The sequence below is a fragment of the Marinobacter sp. genome (genome assembly GCF_041686475.1).
In the GTDB taxonomy this organism is placed as follows: Bacteria; Pseudomonadota; Gammaproteobacteria; order Pseudomonadales; family Oleiphilaceae; genus Marinobacter.
Genome location: NZ_JAWLDU010000019.1, coordinates 6,149 through 17,484 on the forward strand (window position 1 = coordinate 6,149; position 11,336 = coordinate 17,484).

General features: G+C 57.6%; 8 protein-coding genes. 1 reads left to right on the top strand and 7 read right to left on the bottom strand.

Annotation, left to right across the window (positions count from 1 at the left end):
* The 4 genes from ACESMB_RS06455 to zapE form a co-directional block, all read right to left on the bottom strand.
* A partial coding sequence (locus tag ACESMB_RS06455; protein WP_372971150.1) for a helix-turn-helix transcriptional regulator occupies nt 1-2,341 on the bottom strand: 2,341 nt, incomplete at its 3' end.
* 290 nt (nt 2,342-2,631) lie between these two features.
* Nucleotides 2,632-3,993, bottom strand: a complete 1,362-nt coding sequence (locus ACESMB_RS06460; RefSeq protein WP_372971151.1) for a DUF1329 domain-containing protein — start codon at nt 3,991-3,993, stop codon at nt 2,632-2,634.
* A 33-nt stretch (nt 3,994-4,026) separates the two neighbouring features.
* Complete coding sequence (locus ACESMB_RS06465; RefSeq protein WP_372971152.1) at nt 4,027-5,928, bottom strand: DUF1302 domain-containing protein; 1,902 nt, start codon at nt 5,926-5,928, stop codon at nt 4,027-4,029.
* Nucleotides 5,929-6,293: 365 nt separating this feature from the next.
* A complete protein-coding gene (gene zapE / locus ACESMB_RS06470) occupies nt 6,294-7,391 on the bottom strand; it encodes a cell division protein ZapE (protein ID WP_372927348.1) in 1,098 nt (365 codons plus the stop codon).
* A gap of 322 nt (nt 7,392-7,713) precedes the next feature.
* Here zapE and ACESMB_RS06475 point away from each other — a divergent pair, with 322 nt between their 5' ends.
* On the top strand, nt 7,714-8,151 hold the full coding sequence (locus tag ACESMB_RS06475; RefSeq protein ID WP_372927349.1) for a YhcB family protein: 438 nt from the start codon (nt 7,714-7,716) through the stop codon (nt 8,149-8,151).
* A 13-nt stretch (nt 8,152-8,164) separates the two neighbouring features.
* Here the strand turns inward: ACESMB_RS06475 and ACESMB_RS06480 are convergent, their stop codons facing one another.
* From ACESMB_RS06480 to hisD, 3 genes are all read right to left on the bottom strand, one after another.
* A complete protein-coding gene (locus tag ACESMB_RS06480; RefSeq protein WP_372927350.1) occupies nt 8,165-8,908 on the bottom strand; it encodes a Nif3-like dinuclear metal center hexameric protein in 744 nt (247 codons plus the stop codon).
* A 36-nt stretch (nt 8,909-8,944) separates the two neighbouring features.
* The gene (hisC, locus tag ACESMB_RS06485) at nt 8,945-10,000 is read right to left on the bottom strand and encodes a histidinol-phosphate transaminase (protein WP_372971153.1); all 1,056 of its coding nucleotides are present in this window, start codon (nt 9,998-10,000) and stop codon (nt 8,945-8,947) included.
* A gap of 215 nt (nt 10,001-10,215) precedes the next feature.
* Nucleotides 10,216-11,336: histidinol dehydrogenase (hisD, locus tag ACESMB_RS06490; protein WP_372971154.1), on the bottom strand; the 1,121-nt coding region annotated here is incomplete at its 5' end.

An 11,336-nucleotide genomic window follows, 5' to 3' on the forward strand; every position in this document is an offset into this window, starting at 1 on the left:
TGATAGCGGCGGCCAGGATTTTCTGCGCCACTGCAGGGCCTTTCTGGCGCCAGCTGACGACGCTTTCCAGCAATCTTGAATGGATATCCAGCCCGAACGGCAGTGTCTCACTATTGTTGTTGCGGATGGCCTTCACCGTTTCCGCAGCCTTGACGTCATCCCCACGGGCCAGCTCGATCCGCGCCTGCAGGCAGTTCAGCATACCCGGCATCATCGGAAACATTTCCGGCACGCAGTTCACTTCCCGCCAGGGATTCAGGCGCTCCATGGCCTGGGCCGCGGTGTCGGCTTGCCCCAGCGCTAGCCAGCCACTGATTTTCAGGGCTTCCAGTACCGGAACGTAAACCGACTGGTCCACCTGCCAGGACTGCATGGTTCGTTCGGCGCGACCTATCCAGGCAAAGGCATCGTCCATCCGGTTCTGGGTACGGCAGATCAGTACCCTGAGCGCCATGGCGAGCAGCAGCCCCAGGTCCCTGGTCTGTTCCGCATGACGAATGCAGGTTACCAGCAGCCTGTCCGCTTCCGCTTCCCTGCCCTGATGCCACAGCACCATCACCAGATTAAGCTGGAGCCGGGTTTCACCAACCCGGGCGGGGCGCGAAGATTCATTCATCGCCGTATCCAGGCCCGTTCTCAGCAATTGCTCAGCGTGTTTGAGCGAGCCTTTGCCCAGTTCAATGCGCGCGTGAGCATACACTGCCAGTATCTCCGAACCGGCGTCGCCGGCTTCCCTCGCCAGCTTGGCGGCTATACGGTTGGCTTCCCTGGCCTGGCCAAAATCACCTGCTGCGCACAGGGCGCTGGAACGAACCAGCTGGGTTACAAGCTGGCCCTGGGTAGAAAGTTCCTCTGCCTGCAGAGCGCGGTCGGCAACAGTCAGAGCGTCATCAACACTGCCTTCTCCACGGAGGATAAAGGCTCTCAGAGCATCAATGCGACCGAGCAGCTCTGGATGATTGCCCTCATCCAGATCACTGATCAGCACACGGGCCTGTCTGAACTGACCGCCGATGGCGTGTACCCAGCCATAAACGATCTTCAGACGGGCGCTCCTTTCCAGCAGACCGGCGGGCAAAGACCGACGGAGACGAAGCAGCGACGCTGTATCCTGACCAATCAGCAATGCTTCGGACCCCTCCGAGGCAATGCGGACAGATTCGTCAAGGTCGCCGCTCAGCAGCGCGTAACGCAGGGCCTCCGGGAACTGGTTACGCTCACTGAACCAGCGACTGGCCCTGAGTGCACGCTCCCGCGAGCCATCGAGCGCCGGCGTCTGCAACCAGTCGTGCAGCAACGGATTGAGACGGAACCAGCGCCCCCGGCCCGGCAGTGGGCGAAGAGGTATTCCCGTTTCCGCAGCAGCGGACGGCCTGAACGCATGGTCGCAACCGGCATCTGCCAGGGCCAGGAAGAGTTCGTCCGATACGATCTCCATTTCCGCCATGACCCGCAGGGAGCGCTGCTGGCCCGGCGTGAGATGGACCAGTACAGCATCACGGAGGAAACGTTCAACACTGAAAGTTTCCTGGATCGGCAGCCGGGCTTCGGAGGAAGACTCAAGCTCTCTCTGGTAAAGACCCAGCGGCGTAATCCAGCCTTCTGTCAGGGAGTAAAGATGCTCAACGGCGACGGTGGTGAGCTGGTTACGGCTGACTGCAGTCTGGAAAAACTCGAAGGTTTCAGAACGGGTCAGTTCCAGCGATTCTGTGCCTATCCGGTTGAAACGGCCTTCCAGTTCGTAGGTGTGGGTCTCGAACGGCAGCGGTTTCCTCGACACCAGCACCAGGGCCAGCCCGTCGGGCGTGTTGGTTGCCAGTTGCTGCAGCAGGGCAATGGCGGCCGGATTGGCGATGGTTCCGACGTTGTCGATGACCAGAACACTGTCAGTTTCCCTGGTGTTCCAGTGGGGATCCGATAACAGCAACGCCAGTGCATCGCCATAACTTGCGGCTTTTTGCTGGCCGGAGGGCGTAGAGGTAGCTCGGGGAGCCGTCAATGCGACATCCAGCAACGCCATCAGGCGGCCTGCGTCGTTTTCCTGCCCTGTGAGGCTGAGCCACCTCAGAGTGTCCTGGTTCCGGCCGGTTTCGCGAAAGGCTGCACTCAGCGCATGGGATTTGCCGGAACCCGACGGGGCTTCAACAAACAGCACCTGCCCCGGTCTGATAACGGAAGTGAATTTTTCCGTCAGAGCGGTTCGTTTCAGGTAGTTGGGTACAGGTTCCGGCATCCGCACCCGCTGACGCAACAAATCCCTGATCAACTCGCCACGATGTGCTCCACCCAGTGCCGACTGGAACTCATCGTTGGCGGCACAGCCATCATCAAATGGTTTCACTCTACGCCCCGTCGAAAACCCGGAATCTGCAGGCCTGGCGACCCGTTGTCCGGCAAGTGTGATCTCTGACTTGTCGTTATGTCGGCGCCCTGCATCGGGTACGCCTTTAGTATTAGTAGACAGAGGTTAAACCAAATCAGGGGTAGGCTGCAAAAGTTTGACGGAGAGGCCTGAAAACACCGGCAAATTTCCAACAGGATTGGCTGTTGGAAATTGCCTTGGACCAAAAAAAACGACGGGCCAGAGCCCGCCGTTTTCATCACCCGGATAGGTTTCCGGATAAGACTGCCTTAGCGTGTACCTGCCCTGCGCAGAGCCGACGGTGTGTATTCGCGCGACGCACGTTTAACACCAAACTCGTAGGGATCGGACTCCTCGTTGGTCAGGCCCAGCACCAGATAGCGGCCGGAAAGCAGGTCATACAGCGTTTCGATGGCGTACCAGGGCACATCCTGATCGTAGAACTGCATGCTGTGCGCTTCAGCTACACGCCACAGTTCACCACGACCATCGTAATGGTCGATAATAGTTGCCTGCCAGGAATCCTCATCGATGTAGAAATCCCGCTGCCCGTAGATGTGGCGCTCACCATCTTTCAGAGTGGCGCGAACATGCCAGACACGGTGCAGTTCATAACGGGCCAGATCCTGATTGATATGGCCAGCCTTGATGATGTCATCATAGCTCAGGTCACGATCCACCAGCTTGTAGGAGTTGTACGGGATGTACATTTCCTTCTTGCCGATCAACTCCCAGTTGTAACGGTCCGGTGCGCCGTTAAACATGTCGAAGTTATCGGAGGTACGCATACCATCAGAAGCCGTACCCGGACCGTCATAGGCGACCTGGGGTGCCCGGCGCACACGACGCTGGCCGGCATTGTATACCCAGGCACGCCGAGGCTCGGCAACCTGGTCAATGGTCTCGTGAACCAGCAGCACGTTACCCGCCAGTCGTGACGGCGCGGTGATGGCCTGCTTGAAGTAGAACAGCACGTTCTCGTCTTCGTTCGGGTCGTAATCTCTCAGATAGGTGCGCCAGGTCAGCTCGTCCTGGAACTTGACCACACTGTAGTTACCATTTTCCTGCGGAGTCACCTGGCCAACATTACGCTGGACCGAACCACCGCGGTAACGGGTGATGTGGTTCCAGATGGCTTCAAGGCCATTCTGGGGAATCGGGAACGGAGTGGCTGTCTGATAATTACCCAGCCCGTTACCGTCCTTGATCAGTTCAACATTGGTGGCGTTTTCCACCGTCTTGTCCATGACGTCTTGCGGATACGCAGCCGTGCGATGGGTCGGATAGACCGGTATCACATAGTTATCGTAGCGCTCGATCATCGCAATCTGCCCGGGGGACAGATTGTCTGCATACTCATCGACATTGCTGCGGTCGATGGTAAACATCGGCTCTTCATCCGGGAACGGATTCACGTAAATTCCGTCGTCGTTATAGCCGGCCGGTGGCGTTGTCAGTCCGCCGTCCCAGGCCGGGATTTCGTTGCCATTGCCGGCCTTCTCCGCACCCATCGGTGTGAGCGAATCACCCAGCTTGGCCGCTTCCTCTGCGGAAACCGCACCGAAAGCGCTGCCTGCGAACATAGACGCAGATAGTATGCCAGTGGCCAGTAGCTTCTTGTTCAGTTTCATTTAATTTACCTCGTTAAACGAATTCAGGCCGAATCAGAATGAGTAGGAGACGCTCGCACTCACGAAGTCACGGTCGGTCAACTCGTTATACGGCTTGCCACCGAAAAAGTTTGTATAACCGATATTGCCGGTTATGCGGTTCTGGTAAACAGCTTCCAGAGACACACCAATGGCCTTGTTGCCTTCGCTGAAGGCACCGCCAGGCTGTGGCGCATACCCCTTCACGTCATGACTCCAGGCCAGCTGCGGTGACAGGTTGATGCCTGCAATCGCACTGGGATAGTCCCAGACCAGACGGGTACGGTAGCCCCAGGAGAAGGACGTGGTAAAGCCTTCATTGTTACAGTAGTTGGTATTGGTGTTGGCGCCCGCCGCACAGAAATCTCCGGTGAAGTTCGCACCATCAAGGGGAAGTGCACCAATACCAAAGGTGCCTGAACGGCCATACCGGGCTTCGTCGGTGTCTGGCAAATCATGCACATAGGTAGCGCCGAATTCAGTGATCAGTGACATGCGGCTTGCACCCATGACCTGGTCAAAGAATTTGATCAGCGTAAACTGCGCCTGCGATACATTGAACCGGTCGTACCCGTCAACCGGCTTGCCAGCCAGATTGGCACCGCCGGCTTCTTCAAGCCGCTGCGCTTCCAGCCCGCTCAGGACCTGACCATCGGGACCACGCTGTTGCAGGCCGCCGAAAATCAGCTCAAACGCATTCCACTGCAACGGTACATTATCCCGGAAGCTGTATTCCGCACCCAGAGACCAGCCCCCTGATACGTTAGTGTTGACGCTGATACCGTAGAGGTTGATGTTCTCAGGATACTCTATGAAGTAACTGGGAAACTGGGAGTTTGGCAGGTTAGGATCGCTCTGCTGTGTGGCACTGGGCGAGGACGGGTTGTTAACCAGGCCACTGACGTACGGCAGGCGGCTGTTGTACTTGATGTAGTAGAACCCGATTTCCGAATTGTTCAGTTCCGGCACGAACCAGCGCACCGCGACACCGAACTGGTCTTTGGAATCGGCTTCCTTGTCGGCCAGGCGTGGTGCCACAAAACCCTGGGCGAGGGCCTGTGAATCCGGCAGAGTACCTGCCAGCAATACCGGGCCGCAGCCATCCGCAGCAAAGTCGTTGGTGGAGAAGAAGGTACCACAGTCGTCAGGACGCACCGGCTCCCAGTCTGCCTGAACGAAGGCTTCAACGGTTACGTCCTCGGTAACACCAACAGAGGTATAGAGCATCTCAACCGGCAGCAACGCGTCTTTCAGTTCTGAGCCTGGAGCCCGAAAAGCCTGCACATCGACAGGATTGATGGTGTTTATGCTGCCCGGAATGAACGTGCTTTCGCCCCAGCTCACCACCTGCTTACCATAGCGCAGACTCACCGGCGTGTTACCTAGCCACCAGTCAGAGAAAACGTAGGCGTCAAGTATTTCGCCACCGGAGGCATTGTCTTTGGCCTGCTCATTCAATGAGCGGCGCTGGCCTACATCATCCACGGCACGGCGCTCGTCTTTCAGTTCGAAGTCATACCAGTAACGGCCGCGAACAAAGGCACCAACACGGTCGAGGTAATCGCCACGAACATCGTAGTTCAGGAACAGCGAGCTATTACCTTTGACAATCTTGGAGACCGTGTCTCCTTTCTCGAAGTTCAGGTTACCGTCGTCGTAGTTGTTGGTGGAAGCGCCGATGTTTTCCAGCGAACCTCCGGGGGCATACTCAGGGCCGAGGTTGCCCTGGGCAATCAGCCTTCTGTCGCGCTCCTGGGTACGCCAGGTGGCGCCTGCTGACAGCGTGGTGTCAAAAGAGGCTTCCACATCCCCGACATAAAATGAATAGGCAGTTGCCTGGCCGGACATTCCGGCGGCAACCGCGACGGCCAGTGGCAATTTGGTCCACTGCTGCCATTGATGTGTTTTTCTTGTCATTGGAAGGCTACTCCATTGTTGTTCTGAGTCGCTGCTCTGATTATTGGTATTCACGATGTTTGGAGGCTTCATGCACAGTGCTCGTGATGTTCGCACTATAGCTAACGCCATCGGACGCTTTGATCAGTCAAAAGTATGATTTTACGATTACACCCCTCTCCGCGGCAGGCTCCCCTCGCACAGAATCACTATAGACAACATTTCTGGATGCAACCAGTTGGGCCGATAAGGGATTTCAGCCCGATAGAGGCAGGTCGATGTGATGGTCTCCTCCCCTCCTAATCGGCGTCGCAATGCGCCAGGATAGGGAAGGAGAAATTTCCTATCAGAAATGAGAGGAGGAGACCATCACATCGACAGGGCCATCAGGCCCGGTGAGGCGCCTCAAGATACTCCCTGGACTGCATTTCCAGTAACCGCGATTCGGTACGCTCGAACTCAAACGCCAGCCGCCCCCCGGTATAGAGATCGGGGATGGCGGCCTGCGCAGAAATGATGACTTTTACATTGCGGTCGTAAAACTCGTCGATCATGTTAATAAACCGACGGGCCTGGTCTTCCCGCTCTTTGCCAAGAACCGGTACATTGCTCACGATCACCGCGTGGAATTCCCTGGCCAGTTCGATGTAATCATTCTGGCTTCTGGGGCCATCGCACAGGGTTTTGAAGTCGAACCAGACCACATCATCGGCGTGGCTGACGGCGTGGAGCTTGCGGCCATTGATTTCCAGCTCCAGGCTGTGGCTGCCGGCTTCGAGAGCAAGGCCGTCGTAGCTTTTCTGCAGACTCTCGTCGGCCTCATCATCCAGCGGGTAATGATACAGCTCCGCCTGCTCGAGGGTCCTGAGGCGGTAATCCACGCCACCGTCCACATTCACCACGTCGGTGTGTTTCTTGACCAGTTCTATAGCGGGCAGGAACCTGGCTCGCTGCAAGCCATCTTTATAGAGGCCGTCAGGAACAATATTGGAGGTACAGACCAGGGTGACACCTCGGCTGAACAGGCCATCCATCAGGGTGGCCAGGATCATGGCGTCGCCAATGTCCGACACAAAAAACTCATCGAAGCAGATAACCCGGGTTTCGTCCGCAAACTGCCTGGCAACGATTTCCAGCGGGTTTTTCTCGCCCTTCAGGCTTTTCAATTCCTTGTGCACGCGCTGCATGAAGCGGTGAAAGTGCACCCGCATCTTGCGGTCGAACGGCAGGGATTCGTAAAAGGTATCCATCAGATAGGTCTTGCCGCGACCCACCCCGCCCCAGAAATACAAACCTTTGACCGGGTCTTCCTTGCCCTTTTTCAGTTTGAGCCGGAGCTTGACCATCGGTTTTTCGCGCTCCCTTTCCGCCGCCACCAGTTTGTCGTACAGTGACTGCAAACGGCGCACCGCGTCTTCCTGGGCCGGGTCTTTCTGGAATTCCGGCCGCTCAAGGTCCTGCTGGTATCGTTCCCATGGGGTCATATGGAGGCACTTTTGGGGTGTCATTAATGCGTTTCCCGAAGTATGGTCATTCATAACGGCGGCGTATTGTGGCCGATTTTGGCTTTTTTCGCCATGTTCCGGAACTCTCCGGAGCCCCTGATCAGCGGCGGCAGGCGAGCGATACGATGCAATACGACGATTGGCGCACGCTTCATTCATGTGCGCAGAGGCTTTCGGGCGTTATACTCTGGACAGGGATTGCGACCACATTAATAAACGCCAGCGGATCTGGCGCATTCAGCACCGGCCGGTATACCGGCACCACCGGCATGGCCGGTTCATTAAAAGGACGACACAGCATATGACAAACCTGATTCTGGCAGCTATCGCCGCATTGATTGTTGGCATTGTCATCGGGGTACTGGTTGGCCGCTCCGGTCAGGGCTCCACTTTGCGGCAGCGCCGGGCTGAACAACAGATTGAAGAACTCAGAAACGAATACACCCGCTACCAGGCGCAGGTGAATGAGCACTTCATGGAGTCTGCTCACCTGCTTCGCCGCTTCAACGACACCTATCGTGACGTGAACCAGCATATGGCTCGCGGCGCAAACCGCCTTTGCAATGACGAAGACTGGCTGCTTGAGCTGGAAAAAGAAAATGCGCGGGCGCGCCTGCAAGGCTCAGGTGACGGCGAAGATGCTGAGCCACCCAGGGACTATGCGCCCAAAAGCGACCCGAAAGAGAAAGGCACCCTGGCCGAAGATTTCGGGCTCGCCGAGAAAGAGCAGAAGGCCTGACGGTTCCTTGCCGTCAAACGGGATTATCGCAATCGATAAACCGGTGACTGACTCCGAACGCCTTCTCCAGGGCCCGTCCCAGGGCCTGAACTCCGTAACGCTCGGTAGCGTGATGGCCGGCGGCGTAATAATGAATACCACACTCCCTGGCGGTATGGGTGGTGGGTTCTGAAATCTCGCCACTGATATAGGCATCCAACCCCGCATCCAGGGCTTTGCCGATAAATCCCTGGGCGGCGCCAGTGCACCAGCCAACCCGTGAAATCTCTGCAGGCCCATCCCCTACCCAGAGGGGAACCCGGTGCAATTGCTTGCCAATCAGGTCTGCAAACGCCCCTGGCGACACGGGACTGTCCAGCTCGCCCTGCCACACCAGACCATCCAGCGGCCGGGGATTTCGAATACCCAGCACGTCCGCCAGCTGGCGATTGTTACCATAGTCCGGATGGTCATCCAGCGGCAGATGATAGGCCACCAGGTTGATGTCGTGGTCCAGCAGGCGCTTGATGCGCTCGCGCTTCATACCACGTATAGCCTGGTCTTCGCCTTTCCAGAAGTAGCCGTGGTGCACCAGGATCATGTCGGCTCCGGCCTCAACCGCCGCATCAACCAGCGCCTGGGAGGCAGTGACACCGCTGATAATAGTGCCTACTTCTCCCGTGCCCTCAACCTGCAAACCATTGGGGCAGTAGTCCTGGAAGTTTTCCGGGGCAAGCCATTCGTTCAGTGTGCGGAGGATCTCGCTGCGTGATGCCATGGGGTTCTCCGTACTCGGCAACTGACAGTTATCGTATTACACCAGTGCTTCCAGGCATTGAATCAACCGTTTGTTCTGGTCAGACGTGCCGGTGGTGATGCGCAGGAAGTCGGAAATCCGGGGCTTGTTGAAGTGGCGCACAATCACGCCCTGCTCCCGCAGTCCTTTGGCCAGCGCTTCCCCTGCGTGATCAGGGTGACGGGCAAAGATGAAGTTGGCTTTCGAAGGCAGAACCTCGAATCCCAGCATTTCCATTTTAGAGGTAACCCAATCCCGTTCGCCGATAACGCCCTCGCAGGTGGCGCGGAACCAGCTCTCGTCTTCAAAGGCGGCAATAGCACCTGCCAGGGCGAGGCGATCAAGTGGGTAGGAATTGAAGCTGTTTTTTACCCGGTTCAGGGCTTCAACCAGCTCGGGACTGCCCACCGCAAAGCCGACCCGCAAGCCTGCCAGGGAGCGCGCCTTGGACAGGGTCTGGCTGACCAGAAGATTGGGGTATTTATCCACCAGTTTGATGGCACTTTCGCCGCCGAAATCCACATAGGCCTCGTCCACCACTACAACGCGGTCGGGATTGGCGGCAACGATGGCCTCAACCTTGTCCAGCGCCAGGTAGCGACCAGTGGGGGCGTTGGGGTTGGGGAAGATGATGCCGCCGTTGGGCTGTTTGTAGTCTTCCGGATCAATTTCGAAGCTGTCGTTCAGCGCTACGGTTTTGCCTTCGATGTTGTAGAGGCCGCAGTACACCGGGTAAAAGCTGTAGGTGATGTCCGGATAGAGAACCGGCTCGCCATGCTGGAACAGGCCGTAGAAAATGTGCGCCAGCACTTCGTCAGAGCCATTGCCCAGGAAGACCTGTTCTTTCTCAACGCCGTAATACCGGGCGATGGTGCCTTTCAGCGCTTCACCTTCGGGATCCGGGTAGAGCCGGAGGTTGTCGCTCAGCTCGGCAGTAATGGCCTCAATCACCTTCGGCGAGGGGCCGAAAGGGTTTTCGTTGGTATTCAGCTTCACCAGATTGGCCATCTTTGGCTGCTCCCCGGGAACGTAGGGGGTCAGCTTCTCAACCAATGGGCTCCAGAACTTGCTCATCGTGATGTTTACTCCGTGGAGACGGCCGGCGGGACTATCCTCCCGGGAAACGCTACAAGCACATCCATGTGCGCTTGGAATTGGCCATCCATGGCCAATTACATTCCCGGGAGGACAGCCCCGCCGCCCTGACAAACTTGCGTGCTGACTCTCAACAAAACGCAGGTCGGATTTACCCGTGAAGGGCATAAAAGGCCCAACGGGCCGCAATCGACCTACTCCTTAATTCTGTATTCCGCCGACCGGGCATGCGCCGTAAGCCCCTCACCGCGGGCCAGAACCGACGCCACTTGTCCCATCCGATCCGCGCCGGCGGCGGAAAACCCGATAATGGAGGACCGCTTCTGAAAGTCATAAACGCCCAGCGGCGAGGAAAACCGCGCCGTGCCGGAGGTGGGCAACACGTGGTTCGGGCCGGCGCAATAGTCGCCCAGCGCCTCGGCGGTAAACCGGCCCATGAAGATGGCGCCGGCATGGCGGATCTCTTCAAGCAGGCTCTGCGGATCTTCGACAGAGAGCTCCAGGTGCTCCGGCGCGATACGATTGGAAACCCGCGCCGCTTCCGAAAGGTCCGCCACTTGAATCAGTGCGGCGCGATCGCTCATGGAGGTGGCAATAATCTCTGCCCGCTCCATGATCGGGAGCAGTCGATTTATGCTCTCTTCCACCGCATCCAGAAAGTCTGCATCCGGGCTGATAAGAATGGATTGCGCCTGCTCATCGTGCTCCGCCTGGGAGAACAGGTCCATGGCGATCCAGTCGGGGTCGGTTTTGCCGTCGCAGATGACCAGAATCTCGGACGGACCGGCGATCATGTCGATGCCAACGATGCCGAAAACCTCCCGCTTGGCAGTGGCCACGAAAATATTTCCCGGCCCAACGATTTTATCAACGGCAGGAATGGTCTCGGTGCCGTAAGCCAGCGCACCAACCGCCTGGGCACCACCCACGCAGAACACACGATCCACGCCTGCAATTGCAGCAGAGGCCAGAACCATATCGTTCACCACACCGTCCGGCGTAGGAACCACCATGATCACCTCGCCCACACCAGCCACTTTCGCCGGAATAGCGTTCATCAGCACGGAAGATGGGTAGGCCGCCTTGCCACCTGGCACATACAGACCGGCGCGGTCCAAAGGCGTCACCTTCTGACCCAGCACCGTGCCGTCATCGTCTTCATACTGCCATGACTGCTGATCCTGACGCTCGTGGTAGTCCCGAACTCGCTCAGCGGCCTTCTCAAGAGCAATACGCTGATCCTGGGGGATAGCCTCCAACGCCTTCTGCAGCCGGTCCTGACCCATCTCCAGTTCGGCGACAGAGCCCACCTTCA

Coding starts and splice junctions, on each gene's coding strand:
- ACESMB_RS06460 (WP_372971151.1), bottom strand. CDS start 3,993: ATGAAACTGAACAAGAAGCTACTGGCCACTGGCATACTATCTGCGTCT.
- ACESMB_RS06465 (WP_372971152.1), bottom strand. CDS start 5,928: ATGACAAGAAAAACACATCAATGGCAGCAGTGGACCAAATTGCCACTG.
- zapE (WP_372927348.1), bottom strand. CDS start 7,391: ATGACCCCATGGGAACGATACCAGCAGGACCTTGAGCGGCCGGAATTC.
- ACESMB_RS06475 (WP_372927349.1), top strand. CDS start 7,714: ATGACAAACCTGATTCTGGCAGCTATCGCCGCATTGATTGTTGGCATT.
- ACESMB_RS06480 (WP_372927350.1), bottom strand. CDS start 8,908: ATGGCATCACGCAGCGAGATCCTCCGCACACTGAACGAATGGCTTGCC.
- hisC (WP_372971153.1), bottom strand. CDS start 10,000: ATGAGCAAGTTCTGGAGCCCATTGGTTGAGAAGCTGACCCCCTACGTT.